The organism is Massilia sp. P1_C10, assembly GCF_056406475.1.
On record NZ_JBFUAC010000004.1, the window covers coordinates 253,712 to 277,079 of the forward strand.

Below are 23,368 nucleotides of genomic sequence, written 5' to 3' on the forward strand. Positions count from 1 at the left end.
CGGGCTGGCCCGGCCGCACCTATAATGGCGCATGACGATTCTCCTTGGCCGGCTGCGGCCATTGTTCTTGTGCCTTCTGGTTGCGCCGGCCGCCGCTGACGGCATCCGGCAGCGCGGGCCCACCGGCGCCGAACAGGCATCCTTCGCCCGCTTCTTTCACCGCGCCTACCCGGACGCCGGCAAGCCGCCGGCATTGATCGCTTCCCGTTCCGCGGGCGAGCGGCGCTGGCGTGTCGAATCGGCGCCTTTCGAGGCGGCTCCGGCGCGCGCATCCGGAGCCCTGTGCGCGGCCGACGCCGTGCAATTCGCATTCGATGGCCAGTGGCGCGCATCGGCGCCTTTCCGGCAGGTGTGGCTCGCCGCGCCGGACTGCGCGGCGCCAGCGGGCCGGGTGCGTGCGGCCACGGAGATCGCGCAGCGCGACGCAATCCGGCTGCTGCAACGACGCGACGCGGTGCTCGCGCGCGCCCGGCTGCTCATGGCCGGCAACAGCTTCTGCGCCGCGGAGCGCTCGTCCCGGTTTGCGCTGGCGGCGATCCTGTCCCAGGCCGGCAACAAGGTCACGCTCGAATACCGCGGCGACCGGCCGGTGGTGCTGCAGGTCGACGCGCGCCTGTCGGGCGCCGACTACGACGTCTGGAACGTGCGCTGCGCCTCGCGCTAGCTCACCGCGCCGGCAAGCTGCAATACGCGGGACTGCGGTTGCCGCAGCCGATCAGCCGGTTCACCGCGGGATTGACGTCGTAGTCCAGGTGGGCCTGGTCGGGCCGCTCCAGCCAGCCCAGGTAGCCGGGCGCGTTGGAGACGATCACGTCGATGACGGGGTAGGGCTGCGACTGCGCGTGGATGCTGCCCGCCAGCGTATACGACAGCACGTCGCCGGGATCGCTGAACGCCACCACCAGCGGCGCGCCGAACCTGGCGCGCCGGGCTCCGGGACAGCCGTGCCGGCGCACCATCTCGCCGATCGGATCGGCCGGATAGCCGTCGCGGTCGCAGGAGAACAGCCGCTGCTGCGGCGCGAACCTGGTGTCGGCCAGCGCCAGGATCGGCAGCTGGTTGGCGCGCATGAAGATCTGCTGCGTGTTGTCGAAGATGCGCTGGCCGGCCGGCGCCGTTTCGCGGTTCAGCGCCAGCCGGTAGATGGCGTCGAACACGATCTTGCTGCCCATGCTGTCGGTGATGAACAGGTTGCTCGCGTCGGGCGCGACGCTGAGCGCCTTCAGCACCACCGCCTGCATCTGGGCGTTGATCGATTCGCGCGACGCGCCCAGGTAGATCACGGCGTCGGCCAGGCAGTCGTCGAGCAGCTTGTCCTTGATCAGGCGGTTGATGCGGTGGCGCCGCCAGGGGTAGGGCGGGGCCGCGCAGGCGCCTCCGGTGCGCTCGCTCTGGTCGTAGCACAGTTGCTGCTTGAGCGGCGCTGTCGCGGGCGACCACAGGATGGCGCTCAGGTGGACCTCGCCGCGCTGGCCGATCGGCACCGTGCGCTGGAACAGCTCGATGGCGCTGCCGGGAACGGCGACCTGTTCGAGCGGGCGCTGCGCGCCGGCCTGGCCAATGCCGGCGAGGAAGGAGTTGGCCGCGTCCTGTGCCCACTGCCGGTCGTGCGTGCACATGCCGTGGACCAGGACGACATTGAGCCGGCGCCCGGCGTCGAGCAGTTCGGCGGCGCCGGGGAAACTGGTCGAGCCGCCGTCCCTGGCGGCGAACGCCGGCGTCTTGTAGGGCGTGCTGCAAGCGGACAGCAAGGGGACGAGCAGGAGCACAAGGGCCGCGACGCGCATCATCATTCCTCCGGGGAGCTAACTGGTCGGCCTGCCCAGTGTAGCGCGGCGGCGGCGCAGTGAACGGGCGCCGGTTTGATCCACGTCGACTTGTTACGCTTCCACCTTGCGCAAGGCCGCCTGCAGGTCGCCCATGCTGACCGGTTTGACCAAGTGGGCGTCGAAGCCGGCGTCGCTGGTCTTCTCGCGGTCGTGCGGCGCGCCGTAGCCGGTGTGGGCGATCAGCCGGGTCGCCGCCAGCGCCGGCAGCGCGCGCAGGCGGCGCGCCAGTTCGCTGCCGTCCATGTCGGGCAGGCCGATGTCGAGGATCATGACGTGCGGGACGTGCGCCGCGGCCAGCGCCAGCGCGCCGGCGCCATCGTGCGCCAGCCGGACGCTGTGGCCCAGCGCCGTCAGCAGGTCGCGCATCATTTCCGCGGAATCGACATTGTCGTCGACCAGGACGATGTCCAGCGCCCGCGCGACGCCGGCGTTGGCCGAAGCGGTCGCGTTGCCGCCGGCCGGAGCGGCCATCAAAGGCAGCGAGATGGTGAAGGCGCTGCCCATGCCGGCGCCGGCGCTGTCGGCGGTTAGCTGGCCGCCATGCAGCGCCACCAGCGTCGACACCAGCGACAGGCCGATGCCCAGGCCGTCGTGGGCGCGGTCGGGCGCGAATTCGCCCTGGGTGAACATGTCGAAGATGTGCGGCAGGTTGTTGGCGGCGATGCCGATGCCGTTGTCCTGCACCTTGATGCGCACCGTCGCGCCGTCGTCGGCGACGTCGACCGCCAGGATCACCTTGCCGTTCGGCGAAGTGAACTTGGCGGCGTTGTGCAGCAGGTTGCCGATCGACTGCGCCAGCCGCACCGCGTCGCCCCATACCCACAGCGGGTGGTCGGGCGTGACCACGTCGATACTGTGATGGCGCGCGGCCAGCACCGGCGCCGCCGTTTCCAGCGCCACCTTCAGCACGCCGTCCAGTTCCACGGCCTCCTGGCGCAGCGTCAGCTTGCCTTCCGAGATACGCGCCACGTCGAGCAGGTCGTCGACCAGCCGGGTCAGGTGGTCGACCTGGCGCGAAATCACCGCGCGCGCCTTGGCGTGGGCCGGCGCCATGTCGGGGCCCTGGCGATCGAGCAGTTCGACCGCGGTGCGGATCGGCGACAGCGGATTGCGCAGCTCGTGCGCCAGCGTGGCGAGGAAGTCGTTCTTGTTCTCGTCGGCGGCGCGCAGGCGGCCTTCGAGCGCCTTGCGGCCCGAGATGTCGCTGGTGATGCGGGCGATCCGGTACGGCTGCTCCAGCGCGTCGCGCACCAGGAAGGCGCGGTCGCGCACCCAGCGCACCGCGCCGCCCGGCTGGACGACGCGGTATTCTTCGTCATAGGCGCCGTGTTCGCGCACCGCGCGCCAGCGCTGCAGCAGCGCCGGCAGGTCGTCCGGATGCACGCTCGCCGTCCACGCTTCGGGCGCCTCGGCCAGTTCGGCGCCGGCGCGGCCCCACATCGCGTCATAGGCGGCGCTGACGTACAGCAGCGCGCCGTCGTCCAGCGAGAACATCCAGAACACGTCGCCGATGTTTTCGGCCAGCTGGCGGAAGCGCTCTTCGCTGTTTTTCAGCTCCGCCTTGGTCTGCTGCAGGCGCAGCAGCGCGCGCACGTTGGCCACCAGCTCGTCGGCCTCGATCGGCGCCGCCAGGTAGCTGTCGGAACCGCCTTCCAGGCCGCGGATGCGGTCGTCGCGGCCGGTCAGCGCGGCCGACGTCTGAAGCACCAGCACGTCGCAGGTGGCCGGGTCGGCCTTGATGCGGCGGCACACCTCGATGCCGTTGATGTCCGGGAGCTTGACGTCCAGCAGCACCAGCGCCGGCATGCTGCGCGCGACCATCGTCAGCGCATCGGTGCCGTTGGCCGCTTCCTCGACGCGGAAGCCCGCGCCCATCAGGATGCGCGTTTTCACGTAGCGGGCGCCGTCGTTGTCGTCGACGTTGAGGATCAGGATGTCTTGGTGGTTCATATCATGCGGCCCGTTCGGGCGGGATAAGTAAACGGGGGAGGCTCAGGGCGAACACCGAGCCGGCGCCTGGCGTGCTGCGCACCTCGACCTGGCCGCCGAGCAGCGCGGCGAACTGGCGACACAGCGGCAAACCGAGGCCGGTGCCCTTGGCGCCGCGCTGCAGCGGGTGCTCGATCTGGCTGAATTCCTCGAAAATCAGCTGCAGGTGCTCGGGACTGATGCCGATGCCGGTGTCGGCCACTTCGAAGACGATCACGGCGGGATCGGGATGGGGCGCCAGCTGCACCGTCACCTGTCCCGATTCGGTAAATTTCAGGGCGTTGGAGACGAAGTTGCGCAGGATCTGGGCGACCTTGCTTTCGTCGGACTCGAAGCTCACCGGCTGCGCGGGTGGCACGAACACCAGTTCGACCGCGGGATTTTGCGCCAGCGGGCGCAGCACGCCTTTGAGCGAGGCGAACAACTCGCCGACGTCGATCGTCGAGGCGTTGATCTGCACCTTGCCCGCTTCGATCTTGGCCAGGTCGAGCAGGTCGTTGACCAGGTTCGACAGGTCGTTGGCGGCGCCGGCGATGAACTTGATCTGCTTTTCCTGTTCCGCCGACAGCTCGCCGTCCATGCGGTCGAGCAGCAGCTGGGCCAGCGCGCGGATCGACGACAGCGGGGTACGCAGCTCGTGGCTCGTGTTCGACAGGAAGCGCGATTTCATTTCGTCGGCCTTGCGAATCCGTTCGGCCTTTTCCTCGATCTCGGCGTACAGCGCCACCACGCCGCGGTTGGTGTCTTCCAGTTCGCGCGTGAGCGCCAGCAGGTCGTCCTGGCGGTCGCGCAGTTCGGCCAGCGCCGACGCCAGCTCCTGGTTCTGCTGCTGCACTTCCGAGAAACTGGTCGGCTCGGGACTGGCCGCCAGTTGCGCGCCCAGGCTGACCAGGTGCTCCTGGTCGACGCGCTGGCTGGACAACAGCGTCTTGCGCATCGACACGGTCAGCGCATGGTCGGTGTGATAGCTGACCTCGCAGCCGTCCATCATGCGGCGCGCGGTGATGATGGCGGTGTCGAATTCGCGGCCCACCGCATCCGGGTCGAAGCCATTGCGCGCGACCCGTTCGGCGCCGCCGTTGTCGCGGATCGTCACCACCAGGTGGCGCTGGCGCGCCTCCTGTTCCAGCGCGAACACGGCGCGCCCGCCATACATGCGGCGGCACACGCAGCGCGCCAGTTCGGACACCGCGGTGGCGATGCGCACCTGCTCCTGCTGGCCGAAGCCGAGCAGGCCGGACACCTGGCGCGCCCGCTGGCGCACCGTGACCACGTCCTGCGGGCCTTCGATGCCCAGGTTCAGGATGCGCGTGCTGTCCATCAGCGCCGGCCCAGGTAGCGCACCACCAGCACGCTGGCGTCGTCGCGCGCGCGGCCGAAGTCGCGCAGCAGCACGGCCGCGATCACGGCCGGGTTGCAGACCGACAGGCCGGGATAATTGGCCAGGTCCCAGCTGGTCGACAGGCCGTCCGAATGCATGACGATCAGCGATCCCGGCGCGCACGGATGAATGAACTCCTGCACCTTGCGCATGTTGTGGCCGACGATGCCGTTGTGCGAGACCATCTGCTTGCGCGCGTGGCCGTCGATGATGCAGGCGGCGATGTTGCCGATGCCGGCAAAGCGCAGCTGGTCCTTGCCGAATTCGAGCTGGGCCGACGCCATCGCCGCGCCGCGCGTGGCGCGCAGCGCGAGGTGGCAGTGGTCGACCTGGGCGGCGGGCGCCAGGTTGGGGCGCGCCGCCAGCGCGCTCAGCGCCGCATGGGCCGCCTCGGCGGCGTCGGCGCCGTGTCCGAGGCCGTCGATCGACAGCAGCGACAGGAGATCATGTTCGCATGCCATGCCCCAGGCGTCGCCGCATTCTTCCTCGCTGGCGATGGGAACCGTCAGCGCGCCGAACGTGTACGGCGGGAAGGGCGCCGCCGGCGGCGTGCCGTTCCACAGGCGCATGAAGAACGCGGCGCCCTTGTCGCGCGGCGCGTAGGCGTCGAATTCGTCGGCCAGGCGGCGCATCGCGCCCAGCCCGGTGCCGGCGGTGCCCACGCTCGAGACGCCGTCGCGCAGCGCGTAGGCCAGGTTGCCGATGCCGGGGCCGTTGTCGAGCGCCACCACGTCGATGCCGCGGTGCGCGCCGCTGCGCGCCTCCGACAGGAAGATACGGCCTTCGCCGGCGTGCTTGAGGATGTTGGTCGCCGCTTCGCTGATCATCAGCGCCAGGCGACCGGCGCCGACTTCGTTGAAGCCGATCGTGTCGGCCATGCCCTGGCCGGCGCGGCGCGCCGCTGCAATGTCGCTCGCGTGGGTGATCGCAATCGTGTGATGCGGCCGCAGGGAGGTGGTCAGCGCTTCCATTTGACCACCGACACCACTGTGCCCTCGCCGTGCCGCGTGTCGATCGCAAATTCGTCGACCAGCCGCTTGGCGCCCGACAGGCCCAGTCCCAGCCCGCCGCCCGTGGTGTAGCCGTCGGTCAGTGCCATGTTCAGGTCTTCGATTCCGGGACCGTCGTCGGCGAACATCAGCTGCACGCCGTGGCGCACGCCGTCCGACAGGCTCACTACCTGCACTTCGCCGCCGCCGCCATACTTGATCGTGTTGCGCGCCAGTTCGCTCGCCGCCGTCACCAGCTTGGTCTGGTCGACCAGGCTCAGTTTGATGTCGACCGCGCGTTCGCGCACGGCGCGGCGCAGCGCCACGACGTGTTCGTCGGTCACCAGCGGCAGCACGGCCCGCGCGACCATCGCCTTGTCGGGTGTAAGCAACTCCGAGGCAAAGCGCACGCTCATCGCGGGTAATTCTTTCCGAGCATGGCCATGCCGCGTTCGACGTTGAGCGCCGTCTTCACGCCGGGCAGCGTGAGGCCCAGCTCGACCAGCGTGATCGCCACGGCCGGCTGCATCCCGACCAGCACCGTCTGGGCGTCGAGCACGCGCGCCATCGAGGCGGTGTTGCTGATCATGCGGCCGATGAAGGAGTCGACCAGGTCGAGCGCCGAGATGTCGATCAGCACGCCCTTGGCTTCGTCGCGCACGATGCGGTCGGTCAGGTCGTCCTGCAAGGTCATTGCCAGGCGGTCATGCATGTCGACCTGGATCGTCACCAGCAGCATGCTGCCGATGCGCAGAATAGGAATGCGTTCCATGGCTTAGTCGCGCGAAATCTTGGCGCCGACGCGGCCCAGCGCGATGACGAAGGCGTCGGCCAGCGTCGCCTTGGTGATCACGTCTTCCAGGTTCACGCCCAGGTGCACGATGGTTTGCGCGATCTGCGGGCGGATGCCGCTGATGATGCAGTCGGCGCCCATCAGGCGCGCGGCGGCGATGGTCTTCATCAGGTGCTGCGCCACCAGGGTGTCGACGGTCGGCACGCCGGTGATGTCGATGATCGCGATGGCCGCGCCGGTTTCGACGATCTTCTGCAGCAGGCTTTCCATCACGACCTGGGTGCGCGCGCTGTCGAGGGTGCCGATCAGCGGCAGCGCCAGGATGTCCTGCCACAGCTTGACCACCGGGGTCGACAGCTCGAGCAGTTCCTGCTGCTGGCGCACGATGATCTGGTCGCGGCTCTTCTGGAATACTTCCATGGTGAACAGGCCCAACTTGTCGAGCAGGGTGGACAGGCTCCACAGCGCGGCGGCCAGCTCTTCCGGCTGCGACAACAGTTCGCGTCCGAGCACGGTAAACAGCGACTGCTTCAGCGAAAACACGAAGGTGGCGGTCTCGCTCGGGGTCGAACCCTGGCGCGCGCGCGCGGCCGAGATTTCGGTCAGCAGGTTGCGCACGTCGTCCCAGGCGCGGTGGTCGATGTCGTCGACGCCGCCCTTGGCCGCGGCCTGGCTGAACAGCCCCAGGAACTGGCTGCAGTGGCGGCGCAGCTGCTCGTCGGCGCTGGCGTCGTTGCGCACCATCACGGTGTTCAGGTTGGCGATCCAGTCGGCCAGGATGGACGCTTCGTTCTGGGTAATCAGGGTGCTGATGCGTGCGGCGTTGTCGATCGTGGTCATTGAAATCCCTATCTGGAAGGTGAAGGCTGTTATGGACGGACGCTCAGCACGTGCTTAGCCCGTACCGCCCTATTGGTATCCCGGGGATTGTACTGAAGATTGATGCCTTCGGTTAAAATTTATTCAACGGTGCGCGGGGGCAAATTTGATTGGTTTACGTGCACAATGTTGGTGCGAACCGCGTCGCCGGAGCTGTCATGGACAGATGGAGGGTCTTGGCGACTTGCGCGACGCCCAGATTCCGTTATCATGCGGGCATGCCAACAGACAACCAGACCCCTCTCCAGGACCCGGGAACCGACCAGGCCGGCCGCGTGCTGCGCCAATTCCGGATTGTTTTCAATGCCGTCAAGGTGCACTTCCGCCAGGTGGAAACTGCGGCCGGCATCGGCGGCGCCCAGGTGTGGGCGCTGTCGGTGATCCGCAGCCGTCCGGGCGTCGGCGTCAGCGAGCTGGGACGCTCGATGGACGTGCACCAGTCGACCGCGAGCAACCTGGTCAAGGTGCTGCTCGAGCGCGGCATGGTGCGGGCGGTGAAGGACACCGAGGACCGGCGCGCGCTGGGACTGCACCTGACCGAAGCCGGCGAAGCCGTGCTGGCGGCGGCGCCGGCGCCGTTTTCCGGCATCCTGCCCGGGGCGCTGGCCGGCCTCGAGCCGGACACGCTGGCGCGCCTGGAAGCCGACCTGGAAATCCTGATCACCGCGCTGCAGGCCGACCGCGCCGGCGGCAAGGTGCTGATGGCCGAACTCTAGCCGGTATCGCGACAAGGTCCCTTTGATCTACATCAAAGAACCTTATTGAGCGCACTCCTAGACTTGTCTCGTAGGCCACGTGTAGCGACGTGGGAGGCAAGACAATGACATCGACCCGACCCCCCATTCCGGCGACCGAACTCGACGTCAGCATCGACGCCGGGCCGTTGCGGCTGGAAGGCATCCTGGGCGAAGTGCCCGACCCGGCCGGGATCGTCATCTTCGCCCACGGCAGCGGCAGCGGACGCAAGAGTCCGCGCAATCATTACGTGGCGCGCCAGCTGCACCGCGCCGGCATGGCGACCCTGCTGCTCGACCTGCTCACCCCCGACGAAGACAAGGATTACCACAAGCGCTTCGACATCGCGCTGCTCGAGCCGCGCCTGGCCGCGGCCTGCGCGTGGGTGCGCGCGCACGACGGCTTCGCCGGGATGCCGCAGGGCCTGTTCGGCGCCAGCACCGGCGCGGCGGTGGCGCTGCGGCTGGCGGCCTCGCAGCCGGGGCATTTCGCCGCGGTGGTCTCGCGCGGCGGGCGGCCCGACCTGGCCGGCGCGATGGCGCTCGAGCAGGTGCGCACGCCGACCCTGCTGATCGTCGGCGGCAACGACGAGCAGGTGGTGTCGCTCAACGAAGCCGCGCTGGAACTGCTGCATTGCGATTCGCGCATCGACATCGTCCCCGGCGCCAGCCATTTGTTCGAAGAACCCGGCACGCTCGAAGCGGCCGCCAGGCTGGCGGCCGACTGGTTCGCGCGCCATTTCGGCGCGGCGCACCGCGGCGCCGAGCGCAACCCCTGATCAACTCGTTTTTAAAAGGAGGATTCAATCATGGCAAGCAATCTGACCCGCTTCGATCCTTTCGCCGAACTGGCGCGGCTCGACCCGTTCCGCGGCCTGGACGAAGTGTTCAATCAATCGCTGACCGGGCCGCGCCTGCGCTCGACCGGAATGACGCCGCGCATGGACGTGTCCGAGACCGAGCAGGCGTACGTGGTGAAGGCCGAAATGCCGGGCATCAAGAAGGACGACATCAAGGTCAGCGTCGACGGCAACCAGGTCTCGATCAGCGCACAGACCCAGCAGCAAAGCGAGCAAAAGAGCGAAAACATGCTGTGCACCGAGCGCAGCTGGGGCCAATACTATCGCAGCTTTACCTTGCCGCAGTCGGTCGACGACGCGCAGGCCAAGGCCGAGTACCACGACGGCATCCTCGAGCTGACGCTGCCCAAGAAGGCGGGCGGCTCGTCGAAGACGCTGACGATCCACTAAATTGGGGGTCAGGTCCGTTGGACCTGACCCCCTTTACGCCGCCGGCCCGAGCCGCGCGGTGGCGCCTTCGACGATGCTCGCCGAGAACACGCGGCGTTCGGCGCCGATATTGCCGGCGCCGATCAGCCCGGCCAGCACGTCGGCCGTGGCCTGCGCCATCTGGCGCACCGGCTGGCGCAGGGTGGTCAGGTTGTAGCTGAGCCAGCCCGCCTGCGCCGTGCCGTCGAAGCCGGTGACCGACAGCTGGCCCGGCACGTCGAGCCCGAGTTCGTGGCGCGCCGTGTCGAGGCAGCCGATCGCCATCGCATCGCTGCCGCAGATGATGGCGTCGGGCGCGCTCCCCAGCAGGGCGACGATTTCGCGCAGTCCGCGCGCGCCGCTGGCGTAGTCGTGCCCGCCCTCGACCGCCAGCGGCGCCTCCAGTCCCAGCTCCACCAGGCGTTCGGCCACGCCGCGCCGGCGCTGCTGCGCCATGGCGGAGCCGGCCGGGCCGTCGATCATCGCAAAGCGCTTGTGGCCGGCCGCGGCCAGCCGCGCCGCCATGGCGCGCGCGGCGGCCTGCTGGTCGCAGACGATCGCGTTGACGTTCATGTCGCCGGCGCCGAGGTTGAACAGCACGTAGGGCAGAGCGCGCCGTTCGAATTCGGCCAGCTGCCGGTCCGACAGGCTGGCCGCGACGATCGCGCCGTCGAGCTGGTGCTCCCACACTTCCGACAGCGAGCCGGGCGCCGACTCGCGCGGCTGCGAAAACAGCACGATGCGCATGCCGCGCAGCGCGAACTGGCGGCTCAGTTCGGCAAGCAGCTCGGGCGACTGCAGGTGCAACTGGTCGGAGGCGATCAGCGCGACCAGGTTGGAGCGGCGCGTGTTCAGGCTGCGCGCGGCGGCGTTGGGGGTGTAGTCGAGGTCGGCGGCGGCCTGCATTACGCGGGCGTAGGTGGCCTTCGAGACGCTGGCGCCCGGTTTGAAGCAGCGCGACACGGCCGACTGCGACACCCCGGCCGCGATCGCCACATCGTAGGACGTCACGCGCCGCGATTCGCGGTGGATCAGGGCCTTGATGTCGGCGATGCTGGCGGAAAGGGGCGGTGTGGCGTGTGTCATCGGGCGGGGCTGGACCAGCCCGGGTTGCGGATGGTCCAGTGTAACTCACACAATTGCCCAATTACAACTAATTTCCACACGGAAATTACTTTTTGCAACACTCAAGGCGGCGTTCAACCGGGATCGGTGCACGCGCCTGTTCCATACGGGCTCTCCCGGCCCGGCGGCGCGATCGCGCGGTCGGTAAAATCTTTGCCGACGACCGGCAGCCAGAACTCGCTGCGCGCGAGCGATTCGGTGCCCGCCACGCTGCCCGACACCGTCAGCGCGACGCTGACCCAGGCGCCGCGGTCGCGCGGGTAGCGTAGCGAGACGTTCGCCACGCCGGTGGCGTCGGTCTTGCCGTCGACGCTGACCGACAGGGGAATCCCAGGTTCGAGCGTGCCGTTGTTGTTCACATCGTAGGCGCGCTCATAGATGCCTTTGCGCAGCAAGTCTTCGTTGGCGCACTGATCCGAGACGATCTGCCGCCAACCGCCGGGGTCGGCCTTGTCGCTCGCATCGGTCTGGAACCTGAATTCCCCCTTGCGGTAGCGTGTCGGCCACGCCGAGGCGCTGATGACGATGTCCTGGACCGGACTGCCGGCGCTGTCCGAGACGAACACGGCGAAATCCTGCTGCAGGATCTGGTTGCCGACCTCAATGAGCTTGTTGCCGGTGCCGAACTGGATCGACAGGGCCTTCTTGTTGACGGTCAGGCTGGCGCGGTCGGTCGCGGCCGGCAGCTCGGCGATGCGCGCCTGCACCACGGTGCCGTCCTTGCCGCCATCGGCCGGTCCCGCCACGAAGACGGCGCGGGCGACGCCGTCGCTGCCGGTGACGGCCGAGAATGGCGACAGCAGCGTGCCGCCGCTGGGATCGGCGAGGATGGAAAACTGTACCGTCGCCCCCTTGACCAGGTTGTTGGCCGGCGTGCCGTCGCGCACCACCGCGGTCAGGGTGCTGCGCTCGCCGCTGCCGATCACGGCGCTGTCCGATTGCAGGTCCACGCGCGACAGGGCGCCCAGGCCGGCGACGAATTCCACCCGCGTGCTGCCGCTCGGCCCGTTCGCCACGCGCGCTTCGATGGTGGCCACGCCGGCATTGTCGGAACGGATCCACAGCGCCGGGAAGGCGCCGCCGCTGAACGCCATCGCGCCGGCCAGCGGCGTGCTGCAGCCGGCATTGCGATACAGCGTGCCGCGCGAGGCCGCCACCGTGACGCTGCCGGACTGGCCGGCGCCGCCGATCATGTAGCTGCCGCCGACCGGAGCGCAGGCGCCGACCGCCACTTCGGACAGGCGTTCGACGCCGGCCGGGTCGACCGCGACGCTCGGGGTCAGCGCCACATCGTTGCCGCCGACCAGGATGCTGCGCGAAGCGGTGGCGCCGAGCGCCGACAGGGTCAGCTGCTCGGTGCCGCGCACCGAGGCGGTCAGATGGACCGGCACCTGGCCGCGCGCGTCGCTGGCCGCGGCGCCCAGTTGCACCGCGTTGCCCTTGGCCGCGCTGGCCGTCAAGGGCGCGCCGGCGATCGGCTTGCCGGCCGAGTCGACCAGGGTGGCGACCAGGTCGGCGCTGCCGCCCAGCGCGACGAAGGCCGGCCCGCTGAAAGTCAGCTGGGTGCCGGTGACGTTGACGACGCCCTCGGCGCTTTGCGTGCCGGACTTGACGCGGACGGTGATCGGCCGGTTATTTTTCGCGCCGCCCGTGCCGAGCAGCGCCGTGGCCTTGCCGCCGGCGTCGGTGATGGCGCTGGCGGCGCCCAGCAGGCCGGAGTCGGCGGAAAATTCCACCCTGGCGCCGGCCACGGCGGTGTTTTGCGCGGTCTTGACCAGCGCGGTGACCGCCACTTCGGAGCCGGCGGTGCCGGCCGACGGCAGCTCGTTGCTGCTGAAGACGAGGTTGACCGAGGCGACCTTGGTGGCCGGGTCCGGCGCGGCCGGCGGCGTTGGGGGTGACGGCTGCGCCGAGCCGCCGCAGCCCGCGGTCGAGGAGAGCGAGCAGGCGCTCGAAGGCGGGGTGTCGCCGGCGCCACCGCCGCCGCAACCGGCCAGTGCCGCCGCGCTCAGCAGCATGCACGCTTTGATTAGTTGAGTACTCATTTATTCCCCTGTGTAAGTGCGAGGTGGAGTTCTCAAGGGTATATTTTCGCGAACGAAACTATTTGATTCAAAGCAACAACAACGCGGACTGTGTCGAAAAACACTTTCGACCCGGCCGGCCGCATCTGGTAACATACCGCCCCTTGATCAGTTGAAGGGTTCCATGGCCAACGCTTGCGGCGTCGATTTCGGCACGTCTAACTCCACCGTAGGGCTGGTCCGTCCCGGCCGGCCGACCCTGCTCGCCCTCGAAGACGGCAAGCCGACCCTGCCATCGGTGGTGTTTTTCAACGCCGACGAGGAAGAGGTCAAGTACGGCCGCGCCGCGCTGGCCGACTACCTGGCCGGCTACGAAGGCCGCCTGATGCGCTCGCTCAAGAGCCTGCTCGGCACCAGCCTGATCGACGGCCAGACCGAGGTGGGCGGGCGCGCGCTGCCGTTTCGCATGCTCTTGTCGCACTTCATCGGCGAGGTCAAGCGCCGCGGCGAGCAGGCAGCCGGCCACCAGTTCAACTCGGTGGTGATGGGCCGCCCGGTGTTTTTCATCGACGACAGCAGCGAGGCCGACCAGCTCGCCGAAGACACCCTGGCCGACGTGGCACGCTCGGTGGGCTTCAGGCACGTCGCCTTCCAGTACGAACCGATCGCCGCCGCCTTCGATTACGAATCGCGCATCGAGCGCGAGGAACTGGTGCTGATCGCCGACATCGGCGGCGGCACCTCGGACTTTTCGCTGGTACGGCTGGGGCCGGACCGCGCCGGCCGCGCCGAGCGGCGCGACGACATCCTCGCCACCGGCGGCGTGCACATCGGCGGCACCGACTTCGACAAGTACCTCAGCCTGGCCTCGGTCATGCCGCTGCTGGGCTACGGCAGCCGCATGAACAACGACAGCGAGATCCCGTCCGGCTACTACTTCAACCTGGCGACCTGGCACACCATCAACCAGGCTTACACCAAGAAAACCTGGACCCAGCTGGCCGACGTCGTGCGCGACGCGCGCGAGCCGGAAAAAGTCGGCCGCCTGCAGCGCCTGATCGACGAGCGCGCCGGCCACTGGCTGGCGCTGAAGGTGGAGGAGGGCAAGATCGCGCTGTCGGCGTCGACCAGCGCCAGCATCGAGCTGGAGCGCCTGTCGCCGCCCGAGACGCTGGCCCTGCGGCGCCATGAGTTCGACGCCGCCGCCGCGCACCTGCTCGACAGCGTCGACCGGACCGTGCTGAAGCTGCTGCGCGATGCCGGCGTGGCGGCGAGCGACGTCGACACCGTGTTCTTCACCGGCGGCTCGAGCGGCGTGATCGCCTTGCGCGCCCGCATCGGCGCTTTGCTGCCGGCCGCGCGCAAGGTCGAGGGCGACCTGTTCGGCTCGATCGGCGCCGGCCTGGCCATCGACGCCGCGCGCAAATTCGGACCGGGCGGCGCATGAGCGTGTTCGACCGCCCGATCGTCATGCTCGACTTCGAGACCACCGGGCTGTCGCCGGCCATGGGCGACCGCATCACCGAGGTGGCGGCGCTGCGCATCGTCGACGGCCGCGTCACCGAGCGCTACGTCTCGCTGATCAACTGCAACGCGCGCATCCCGTCCTTCATCACCCAGCTGACCGGCATCAGCCAGGCCATGGTCGACCATGCGCCGCCGGTGCGCCGCGTGCTGCCCGAACTGCTCGACTTCATCGGCACCGACACCTTGTCGGCCCACAACGCCAGCTTCGACGAAAAGTTCCTGAAAGCCGAGGCCGAACGGCTCGACCTGGCGCCCGCGCACCAGGCGCTGGTGTGCTCGCTGAAGCTGTCGCGCCGCCTGTTTCCTGGCATGCCGAGCTACAAGCTCGGCGTGCTGTCGCGCCAGCTGGGCATCGCCTTCCGCAGCGCGGCCCACCGCGCCGAGGCCGACGCGGAAGTCAGCGCCGAATTGCTGATCCACATCGCGCGCCACCTCGGGCAGTCGGTCGGCGTGACGCCGGTCGAGTCGGCCCTGCTGGTGTCGGTGAACAAGCTGAGTGCCGCCAAAGTCCCCGCTTTCCTCGATAAATACGCCCAAGCAAAAAAAATCACACCAGCGGACTGATCGCATTACAATACCGGCATCATGACCCGCCGATCCATAGTCCGAGTGCTGCTGTCGCTGCTGCTGCTTCTGTCGCAGCAGATGGCGATGTCGCACGCGATGACGCACTGGGCCGGCGCGGCGCGCGCGCATCATGTCGGCAAGCAGGAAAGCGGCGTCTCGTCCGCCTTCGCCCAGGATCAGACCTGCGAGCAGTGCCTCGCCTTCGCCCAGATCGCCGGCGCGGTCGGCTGCGAGACCCGCAGCTTCGCGCCCGACGGCTCCGCCACCTGCGCCCCCGGCGCCAGTCCCACCCAGCCCGGCTGCGAGCGCACTACCTGCGTGTTCCAGTCGCGCGCACCACCTTCCTTCGCATAAACACAGCTTGTTTTCGGGTCGCCGCGCGCCTTGTCGCGTCGCGCCCCGCCATTCTCTGTTTGCAAGGAAATAATATGTTGAAGTCCACCGTACTCGCCGCGGCGCTCGCTGCCGCATTCGTGTCGCCAATGGCATTCGCCGCCGACGACAAGGAACTGGCTGCCATTCGCGCCCAGATCAAGGAAATGAAGGACTCGTACGAGGCGCGCCTGCAGGCCCTCGAGCAGCGCCTGCAGGACGCGCAGGCCGCGGCGGCCCAGGCGCAAAATGCCGCGCTGGCGACGCAAGCTCCGGCGCCGGCGCCGGTCGCGCCGGCGCCGGCCGCGAGCAACGCGTTCAACCCCAACATCGCGCTGGTGCTGGGCGGATCCTACGCCAACCTGTCGCAGGATCCGGAGCAGTACCGCCTCCAGGGGTTCGTGCCGCCGGTCGGCGAAGTCGGACCCGGCAAGCGCGGCTTCCACCTGGGCGAATCGGAACTGACTTTTTCGGCCAACATCGATCCGATGTTCTCCGGCCAGCTGACCTTCGCCCTGTCCGGCGAGGATACGGTCGGCGTCGAGGAAGCCTTCGTCCAGACCCGGGCGATCGCCAACGGCATCAACCTGAAGGCGGGACGCTTCCTGTCCTCGATCGGCTACCTGAACAGCCAGCACGCCCACACCTGGGACTTCGTCGATGCGCCGCTGGCCTACCAGGCCTTCCTCGGCGGCCAGTACAAGACCGACGGCGTGCAGGCCAAGTGGCTGGCGCCGACCGACACGCTGATCGAGGTGGGCGCCGAAGTGGGCAGCGGCGCCGGCTTCCCGGGCAGTTCGCGCAACAGGAACGGCGCCGGCGCCGGCGCGCTGTATGCGCACGTGGGCGACGACATCGGCGATTCGGCAAGCTGGCGCGCCGGCCTGTCGCTGCTGCGCACGGGATCGGCCAACCGCGAATTCGACAACGCGGGCGAGGCCGCGGCGTTTTCGGGCAGCTCGCGCATGCTCGTCGCCGACGCCATCTACAAGTGGGCGCCGAACGGCAACCCGACCCAGCGCAACTTCAAGCTGCAGGGCGAATACTTCCGCCGCAAGGAAACCGGCGACCTGTCGACCGCGTCCGCCATGAGCAGCTACGACAGCACCCAGTCCGGCTGGTACCTGCAGGGCGTGTTCCAGTTCATGCCGAACTGGCGCGCCGGGCTGCGCTACGACCGCCTCAATTCGGGCACGCCGTCGGCCGACGTCGCGGCGAACTTCCCGCTGCTGTCGGCGTATTCGCCCAAGCGCACCAGCGCGATGGTCGATTACAGCCCGTCCGAATTTTCGCGCCTGCGCCTGCAGCTGGCGCGCGACCAGTCCCGCCCCGGTGTCACCGACAACCAGGTCTTCCTGCAATACATCATGAGCCTGGGCGCGCACGCTGCCCACTCGTTCTAAGGAGTCGCCATGAAACGCAATCACACACTGCTGTCGGCGCTGCTGCTGGGCGCCGCCTCGCTGTTTTCGGTGTCGGCCCACGCCGCCCTCAACGTGCTGGCCTGCGAGCCGGAATGGGAAGCGCTGACCAGGGAAATCGGCGGCGACAAGGTCAAAGTATCGAGCGCGACCAACGGCTTGCAGGACCCGCACCGCATCGAAGCGCGTCCCGGCCTGATCGCGCGCACCCGCAACGCCGACCTGCTGGTGTGCACCGGCCTGGAACTCGAAGTGGGCTGGCTGCCGGTGCTGGTCCAGCAGTCGGGCAACGCGAAGATCGCCGCCGGCCAGCCGGGCAATTTCGAAGCCGGCTCCTTCGTGCCGCGCCTCGACGTGCCGGGCAAGCTCGATCGCAGCGAGGGCGACGTCCACGCCGCCGGCAATCCGCACATCCAGCAAAATCCGCACAACATCGCGCTGGTCGCGGCGGCGCTGGCCAAGCGCCTGGCCCAGCTCGACCCGGCCGACGCCGCGTACTTCCAGGCGCGCCAGGCCGATTTCTCGGCACGCTGGAACGCCGCCATCCTGAAGTGGGAAAAGCAGGCCGCGCCGCTGCGCGGGGTGGCGGTGGTCGAACACCACAAGAACATGGAGTACCTGATGAACTGGCTGGGCATGCGCCAGGTCGGCACGCTGGAAGCCAAGCCGGGCGTCGAGCCGAGCGCGGCGCACCTGGGCGAACTGCTGTCCCAGCTGCAGCGCCAGCCGGCCAGGATGGTGATCCGCGCCGGCTACCAGGATGCGCGCGCGTCGCAGTGGCTGTCCGAGCACGCAAAGATTCCGGCGGTGCTGCTGCCGTTCACGGTCGGCGGCGACGCGAAGGCGACCGACCTGTTCAGCCTGTTCGACCTCACCGTCCAGCGTTTGACGGAAGCGAATAAATGAACGCGGAATCCTTCGACCTGATGATCGTGCTGCCGGCCTTCCTGGCCGGCCTGCTGGTGCTGGCCACCCACATCCCGCTGGGCGCCCAGGTGCTCAAGCGCGGCATCGTGTTCATCGACCTGGCGATTGCCCAGATTGCCGCGCTGGGCGTGATCATCGCCGGCTCGGGCGACCTCGATCCCCATGGCTGGGCGGTGCAGGTGGCGGCCGGCGTCGCCGCACTGCTCGGCGCCTTGCTGCTGACCTGGACTGAAAAGCGCTGGCCGGAAGTGCAGGAGGCGCAGATCGGCGTGATGTTCATCCTGGCAGCCAGCGCCGGGCTGCTGCTGGTGGCGCACAACCCGCACGGCGGCGAGCACCTGCAGGACCTGCTGGCCGGGCAGATCCTGTGGGTCGGCTACGGGCAACTGCTGATGCCGGCACTGGGCGCCGCGATCATCCTTGCCATTTTGTATCTGTTCCATGCGCGCCTGGCGCGGCTGGGCTTTTACCTGGTGTTCGCGCTGGCCGTGACGGCCTCGGTCCAACTGGTCGGCGTCTACCTGGTGTTCGCCAGCCTGATCGTGCCCAGCCTGGCGGTGCGCCACTATCCCGAGAATCGGAAGCTGGCGTTTGCCTACCTGGTAGGGATCGGCGGGTATGCGAGCGGCCTGGTGCTGTCCGTGCTGCTCGACTTGCCGTCCGGCGCGCTGATCGTGTGGTGCCTCGCGCTGCTGGCCATGCTGATCTACGCGATCGGGCCGAAACCGGCGCTCGCCGACGCCTGAGTTTTTCACTCCCGCACCCGAACCCCGCCGTGAGCAATCACCGCGGGGTTTTTTAATGCGTTCGCCCGCTTGCACGATTGTGCGCAGTCAAACCGCCGCTTGTACAGACCGTTAAACTTTTAGCAATAATTAGCAGCTCGCTAGCTGATGTTGCAGCCACGAAATTCTGCGAGGAGCGCCATGAACCGCCAGAACTTAACGCGCGAAAACTACGAAACCTACGTCTGGTTTCGTCAGGCTGCGGAGCGCGGCGACGCCTATGCGCAATTCAATCTTGGCCTGATGTACAAGAAGGGCGAGTGTATCGAGCGCGACTACACGGCTGCCTTCAAGTGGCTGCGTCAGGCTGCAATGCAGGGCCTGGCCTTCGCCCAGAACCACCTGGGCGCGCTGTACTACAACGGCCGCGGCGTCGAAAAGAGCGATCCCGAGGCGGCCTACTGGTTCCGCAACGCCGCCGAGCAGGGCGACGCCTCGGCCCAGCAAAACCTCGGCCAGATGTACCGCAAGGGGCGCGGCCTCGACCAGAACCACGAACTGGCGCTGGCCTGGTTCTACCGCGCCGCCGAGCAGGGCGTCTCGAGCGCCCAGAACCTGCTGGCCGAATGCTACCTGTTCGGCCACGGCGCCACCGTCAACTATCCGCTGGCGATGGCGTGGTTTCGCAAGGCCGCCGTGCAGGGGCATGCGCAGGCGCAGCTGAACCTGGGCCTGATGTACAAGCGCGGCCTGGGCGTAGAGGCCAGCGACGCCCAGGCGCTGTGCTGGTTCCGCCAGGCCGCCGCGCAGGGCGCCGCCGTGGCCCAGCGCCACCTCGGCATCGCCTACGCCGACGCCCTCGGCGTGCGCTCCGATCCCCTGCGCGCCGTCGCCTGGCTGCAGCGCGCCGCCGACCAGAACGACCGCGAGGCGCAGTTTCAGCTCGGGCTGCTGCTGTCGAACGGCAAGGGCGTCGACCAGGACGAGGCGCGCGCGCTCGGCTGGTACCTGCGTGCCGCGGAGCAGGGGCATCCGAGTGCCCAGTACAATCTTGCCAACATGTACGCCAACGGCCGCGGCGCCGCCCGCGACGAGCAGCGCGCGCTCGAATGGTACCGGCGCGCCGCCGACCAGGGCGCCGCCAATGCCCAGTTCAACCTCGGCGTCATTTACGCCAACGGCCGCGGCGTGCAGCGCGACGACGCCCGGGCCGCCCACTGGTACCGGCTGGCGGCCGAGCAGGGCGACGCCAGCGCGCAAAACAATCTCGGCGTGATGTACGCCGGCGGCCACGGCGTGCCGCGGGACGATGCGCTGGCGGTCTATTGGTTCCGCCAGGCTGCCGAGCGCAACCACGCGCTGGCACAATTCAACCTGGGCACCATGTACGAATCGGGCCGCGGCGTCGCTTGCGACATCGTCCACGCCTACATGTGGCTGCTGCTGGCGGCCGAGGGCGGCCACGACACGGCCAGCGCCAGTAAAAGCATCGTCGCGCGCCGGCTTTCCCCGGCCGAGATCGGCTCCGCGCTGGATTTGACCCGCGAATGGCAGGTCAGCCACGCCGGCGCACCGCAGGCGCTCGCCCAGCGCGGTTGAGCGACGGCTCGTTGTTTTTCCGCAGTAACAGAAAATTCCAAGGGGAATTTTTGCCCCAGCACTACATTTGCCCGGCGCGATGCCGTAACATGGGCATTACCCGTGTACATTATTCGATCGCCTAAATGAACCTTGCCCTGCGCGGCGCCGTTGTTGCCTGTTTCACCATCCTGTCCCAGCATGCGACCGCCTCCAGTGTGGCCGTGCAGGTCCACGACGCCGCCGGCAAGCCGCTGGCGGACGTGGTGCTGTATGCCGAGCCCGATGGCGGCGGCGCCGCGCCGAAGAATCTCAAGCCGGCCAGCATCGAGCAGCGCGGCCTGAAGTTCCTGCCGCTGGTCAGCGTGGTGCAGGCCGGCAGCCAGATCTCGTTCCCGAACAACGACAAGGTGCGCCACCACATCTACTCGTTTTCGCCGGCCAAGAAGTTCGACCAGAAGCTGTACTCCGGCGTCGCCGCGGCGCCCCAGGTGTTCGACAAGGCCGGCACCGTGGTCCTCGGCTGCAATATCCATGACCGCATGGTCGCCTACGTGAAAGTGGTCGACACGCCGTTCTTCGCGCGCACCGACGCCCAGGGTGTGGCCCGCATCGAGTTCCCGGGCGCCGGCAAATACGCGCTGAAGGCCTGGCACTTCGGCATGGCCGCCAACGCCCAGGCCGAGCAGGCCCTGGTGGTGCCGCCTGGCGAGGCGGCCGTCACGGCCAGCTTCCGCCTTGCGATGAAACCGCCGGTCGACGGCGATCCGGGCTACTGACCATGAAGCTGGGTTTCCAAAGCCTGGAGGGGCGTATCGCTACGCTGTTCCTCGCGCTGATCATCGTGCTGCAAGTGGCCGGCCTGGTGCTGATCCAGCGCGGCATCGACAGCAACGCGCGCGCCTCGATCACGGCCGAACTGACCAACGGCGAAAAGGTGTTTCGCAAGCTGATGGAGCAGAATGCCCAGAAGCGCCGCTTCAGCGCCCAGGTGCTGGCGCGCGACACCGGCTTCGTTCAGGCCGTCGGCAATGACGGCAGCGGCGACCGCGAAACCATCCAGTCCGCGCTCGAGAACAGCGCGCGCCGCGCCCGCGCCAACCTCACCATGCTGGTCGACGGCGACCGCAAGATCAAGGTCTCGACCGGCATCGGCAAGCATGCGGAATTGGAAAAATTGGTGCTTGGCCTCCTTGACCAGGCCGAGCAAAGCGCCGACGGCGCCAGCGGCATCGCGCTGGTGGACGGCAAGCCGTACCAGATCGTCGTCATGCCGGTCAAGGCGCCGATCACCATCGCCTGGGTTGTGATGGGCTTTGCGATCGACCGCCAGCTGGCGATGGACATGAAGGAGCTGTCCGCGCTTGAAGTAGCCGTCCTCGCCCGCGATACAGAAGGCCGCTGGCGCGCGGGCGACGCGACGGTGGCGCCGGCGGCCGCCAGCGCCATTGCGGCGCAGTCGCAGGGCCGCACCGAGCGCACCTTCGACGTCGACATGGACGGCAGCAGGTACAGCGCGCGCCTGGTCGACATCGGCCGCGCCGGCGAATCTGGCGCCAGCGTCATGCTCGCCCGTTCGATCGAGGAAGCCACCGCCGAATACTCGCGCCTCGAACGGCGCCTGGTGGTCCTGACCATCATCGGCATCATCGTCGCCGCGGTGGCGAGCGTGCTGACCGCCAAACGCATTGCGCAGCCGCTGCGCCAGCTCGCCGGCATCGCGCGCCGCCTCGAACGCGGCGACTACCGCGCCCAGACCGGATTCGAGCGCGGCGACGAGATCGGCGCGCTCGCCAAGGCCTTCGACAGCATGCGCGACGGTATCGCCAAGCGCGAACAGGAAATCCGCCGCCTGGCGTACTGGGACCCGCTCACCAATTTGCCGAATCGCGCCCAGTTCGTGACCTTGCTGAACGAATCGCTGGACCAGGCCAAAAAGCGCGAGCAGCAGGTGTTCGTGCTGATGATGGACCTCGACCGCTTCAAGCACGTCAACGACGTGATGGGCCACAGCTTCGGCGACGATCTGCTGCGCCAGGTCGCCGAGCGCCTCCAGGTGCTGGTGGTGGAAGCGCACCCTGAAGCCCACGTGGCGCGCCTCGGCGGCGACGAATTCGTCGTGCTGCTGCCCGCCGCCGACATCGGCAAGGCTCAGGACATCGCGGCCGCCATCCTGCTCGCGCTCGAGCAACCGCTGTCGCTCGACGACCAGACCGTGGACATCGGCGCCGGCGTCGGCATCGCCGGCTATCCGGCGCATGGCGCCGACGCCGAGGCGCTGCTGTCGATGGCCGAAGTGGCGATGTACGCGGCCAAGCAGCGCAACGACGGCGCCGTGGTCTACGACGCGCTGATCGACAAGGGCAGCGAAACCAGCCTGTCGCTGCTGACCGAGCTGCGCAACGCCATCGAGCGCAACGAATTCCGCCTGCACGTGCAGCCGAAGATGAAGCTCGACACCGGCGAAGTGGTGGGCGTCGAATCGCTGGTGCGCTGGGTCCACCCGGAGCGCGGCAATGTCTTCCCCGACGAATTCATCCCGTTCGCCGAGCAGACCGGCTTCATTCGCGTGCTCACGCGCTGGGTGCTGGACCAGTCGGCCGCGCTGTGCCGTGAAATGGCCGACAAGGGCATCGACCTGAAGGTCTCGGTCAACCTGTCGACCCGCGACCTGCTCGACCAGGACCTGCCGACCAAGTTCATGGACATCCTGCGGCGCCACCAGGTCGAGCCGGAATCGTTCTGCCTCGAGATCACCGAAAGCGCCATCATGGACGACCCGATCCGCGCGCAGCAGACGCTTGAGCGCCTGCATGCGATGGGCGTCGACCTGTCGATCGACGACTTTGGCACCGGCTACTCCTCGCTCGCCTATTTGAAGCGACTGCCTGTCGACGAACTGAAGATCGACAAGTCCTTCGTGCTGAACATGGAAAACGACATCGGCGACACCAAGATCGTTCGTTCCACCATCGACCTTGGCCACAACATGGGCCTGCGCGTGGTGGCCGAAGGGATCGAGAGCGAAGCGGTGTGGCGCCTGCTCGCCGCGCTGGGCTGCGACCAGGGCCAGGGCTACTTCATGAGCCGTCCGATCCCGGGCGACAAACTGGTCGAGTGGATCCGCAACTGGGTGCCGCCGGTTCGCTCGGCGCTGCCTTACGTCGATACCATCAGCTGAGCAAAATCCGCTAGAATCGCTCGCAGGCGCAATCCGCCGCCCCATAAAAACTACTGAGA

Annotated in this window: 22 protein-coding genes; 13 read left to right on the forward strand and 9 right to left on the reverse strand. The window is 68.3% G+C overall.

Annotation, left to right across the window (positions count from 1 at the left end; translation table 11 throughout):
- Positions 1-31: 31 nt before the first annotated feature.
- Positions 32-664 carry a hypothetical protein gene (locus AC1D02_RS11190; protein ID WP_477316728.1) on the forward strand — a complete coding sequence of 211 codons (633 nt, stop codon included), beginning with the start codon at positions 32-34 and terminating at the stop codon, positions 662-664.
- Position 665: 1 nt separating this feature from the next.
- Here AC1D02_RS11190 and AC1D02_RS11195 read toward each other — a convergent pair whose 3' ends face one another.
- The 7 genes from AC1D02_RS11195 to AC1D02_RS11225 all read right to left on the reverse strand — a co-directional run bounded on the left by AC1D02_RS11195 (position 666) and on the right by AC1D02_RS11225 (position 7,821).
- Complete coding sequence (locus AC1D02_RS11195; RefSeq protein ID WP_477316730.1) at positions 666-1,793, reverse strand: hypothetical protein; 1,128 nt, start codon at positions 1,791-1,793, stop codon at positions 666-668.
- An 87-nt stretch (positions 1,794-1,880) separates the two neighbouring features.
- Positions 1,881-3,779, reverse strand: coding sequence for an ATP-binding response regulator (locus tag AC1D02_RS11200; RefSeq protein ID WP_477316732.1), 1,899 nt, complete (start codon positions 3,777-3,779; stop codon positions 1,881-1,883).
- 1 nt (position 3,780) lies between these two features.
- Entirely contained in the window at positions 3,781-5,139 is a 1,359-nt protein-coding gene (locus AC1D02_RS11205) for an ATP-binding protein (RefSeq protein WP_477316734.1), read from the reverse strand.
- The gene (locus tag AC1D02_RS11210) at positions 5,139-6,170 is read right to left on the reverse strand and encodes an ATP-binding protein (RefSeq protein WP_477316736.1); all 1,032 of its coding nucleotides are present in this window, start codon (positions 6,168-6,170) and stop codon (positions 5,139-5,141) included. Before AC1D02_RS11210 ends, AC1D02_RS11205 begins: the two co-directional genes overlap by 1 nt.
- Positions 6,158-6,604 (reverse strand): ATP-binding protein, encoded by a 447-nt coding sequence (locus AC1D02_RS11215; protein WP_477316738.1) that lies wholly within the window; start codon positions 6,602-6,604, stop codon positions 6,158-6,160. Before AC1D02_RS11215 ends, AC1D02_RS11210 begins: the two co-directional genes overlap by 13 nt.
- Positions 6,601-6,960: an STAS domain-containing protein gene (locus AC1D02_RS11220; protein WP_477316740.1), complete on the reverse strand. Its 360-nt coding sequence runs from the start codon at positions 6,958-6,960 to the stop codon at positions 6,601-6,603. Before AC1D02_RS11220 ends, AC1D02_RS11215 begins: the two co-directional genes overlap by 4 nt.
- Positions 6,961-6,963: 3 nt before the next feature.
- Positions 6,964-7,821: an STAS domain-containing protein gene (locus AC1D02_RS11225; RefSeq protein ID WP_477316742.1), complete on the reverse strand. Its 858-nt coding sequence runs from the start codon at positions 7,819-7,821 to the stop codon at positions 6,964-6,966.
- A 257-nt stretch (positions 7,822-8,078) separates the two neighbouring features.
- On the opposite strand from AC1D02_RS11225, the gene AC1D02_RS11230 reads away from it, so the two are divergent.
- From AC1D02_RS11230 to AC1D02_RS11240, 3 genes are all read left to right on the forward strand, one after another.
- On the forward strand, positions 8,079-8,576 hold the full coding sequence (locus AC1D02_RS11230) for a MarR family winged helix-turn-helix transcriptional regulator (RefSeq protein ID WP_477316744.1): 498 nt from the start codon (positions 8,079-8,081) through the stop codon (positions 8,574-8,576).
- Positions 8,577-8,680: 104 nt separating this feature from the next.
- Positions 8,681-9,373, forward strand: coding sequence for a dienelactone hydrolase family protein (locus AC1D02_RS11235; protein ID WP_477316746.1), 693 nt, complete (start codon positions 8,681-8,683; stop codon positions 9,371-9,373).
- 30 nt (positions 9,374-9,403) lie between these two features.
- Complete coding sequence (locus AC1D02_RS11240; RefSeq protein WP_477316748.1) at positions 9,404-9,844, forward strand: Hsp20/alpha crystallin family protein; 441 nt, start codon at positions 9,404-9,406, stop codon at positions 9,842-9,844.
- Positions 9,845-9,877: 33 nt separating this feature from the next.
- Here AC1D02_RS11240 and AC1D02_RS11245 read toward each other — a convergent pair whose 3' ends face one another.
- Both AC1D02_RS11245 and AC1D02_RS11250 read right to left on the reverse strand, forming a co-directional pair.
- Positions 9,878-10,948 (reverse strand): LacI family DNA-binding transcriptional regulator, encoded by a 1,071-nt coding sequence (locus tag AC1D02_RS11245; RefSeq protein WP_477316750.1) that lies wholly within the window; start codon positions 10,946-10,948, stop codon positions 9,878-9,880.
- Between the two features lie 113 nt (positions 10,949-11,061).
- On the reverse strand, positions 11,062-13,032 hold the full coding sequence (locus tag AC1D02_RS11250) for a hypothetical protein (RefSeq protein WP_477316752.1): 1,971 nt from the start codon (positions 13,030-13,032) through the stop codon (positions 11,062-11,064).
- 163 nt (positions 13,033-13,195) lie between these two features.
- Between AC1D02_RS11250 and AC1D02_RS11255 the strand changes: the two genes are divergently transcribed.
- The 9 genes from AC1D02_RS11255 to AC1D02_RS11295 all read left to right on the forward strand — a co-directional run bounded on the left by AC1D02_RS11255 (position 13,196) and on the right by AC1D02_RS11295 (position 23,309).
- Positions 13,196-14,458: an Hsp70 family protein gene (locus AC1D02_RS11255; RefSeq protein WP_477316754.1), complete on the forward strand. Its 1,263-nt coding sequence runs from the start codon at positions 13,196-13,198 to the stop codon at positions 14,456-14,458.
- On the forward strand, positions 14,455-15,102 hold the full coding sequence (locus AC1D02_RS11260; protein ID WP_477316756.1) for a 3'-5' exonuclease: 648 nt from the start codon (positions 14,455-14,457) through the stop codon (positions 15,100-15,102). Before AC1D02_RS11255 ends, AC1D02_RS11260 begins: the two co-directional genes overlap by 4 nt.
- Positions 15,103-15,123: 21 nt before the next feature.
- Complete coding sequence (locus tag AC1D02_RS11265) at positions 15,124-15,459, forward strand: hypothetical protein (protein ID WP_477316758.1); 336 nt, start codon at positions 15,124-15,126, stop codon at positions 15,457-15,459.
- A gap of 74 nt (positions 15,460-15,533) precedes the next feature.
- Positions 15,534-16,880, forward strand: a complete 1,347-nt coding sequence (locus AC1D02_RS11270) for a hypothetical protein (protein ID WP_477316760.1) — start codon at positions 15,534-15,536, stop codon at positions 16,878-16,880.
- Between the two features lie 9 nt (positions 16,881-16,889).
- Positions 16,890-17,804, forward strand: coding sequence for a metal ABC transporter substrate-binding protein (locus tag AC1D02_RS11275; protein ID WP_477316762.1), 915 nt, complete (start codon positions 16,890-16,892; stop codon positions 17,802-17,804).
- Positions 17,801-18,571, forward strand: coding sequence for a metal ABC transporter permease (locus AC1D02_RS11280; protein WP_477316764.1), 771 nt, complete (start codon positions 17,801-17,803; stop codon positions 18,569-18,571). The genes AC1D02_RS11275 and AC1D02_RS11280 overlap by 4 nt, the downstream gene beginning before the upstream one ends.
- A gap of 180 nt (positions 18,572-18,751) precedes the next feature.
- Entirely contained in the window at positions 18,752-20,149 is a 1,398-nt protein-coding gene (locus AC1D02_RS11285) for an SEL1-like repeat protein (protein ID WP_477316766.1), read from the forward strand.
- Positions 20,150-20,274: 125 nt separating this feature from the next.
- Positions 20,275-20,907 (forward strand): methylamine utilization protein, encoded by a 633-nt coding sequence (locus AC1D02_RS11290; RefSeq protein ID WP_477316768.1) that lies wholly within the window; start codon positions 20,275-20,277, stop codon positions 20,905-20,907.
- Between the two features lie 2 nt (positions 20,908-20,909).
- On the forward strand, positions 20,910-23,309 hold the full coding sequence (locus tag AC1D02_RS11295) for a bifunctional diguanylate cyclase/phosphodiesterase (protein ID WP_477316770.1): 2,400 nt from the start codon (positions 20,910-20,912) through the stop codon (positions 23,307-23,309).
- Positions 23,310-23,368 lie beyond the last annotated feature (59 nt).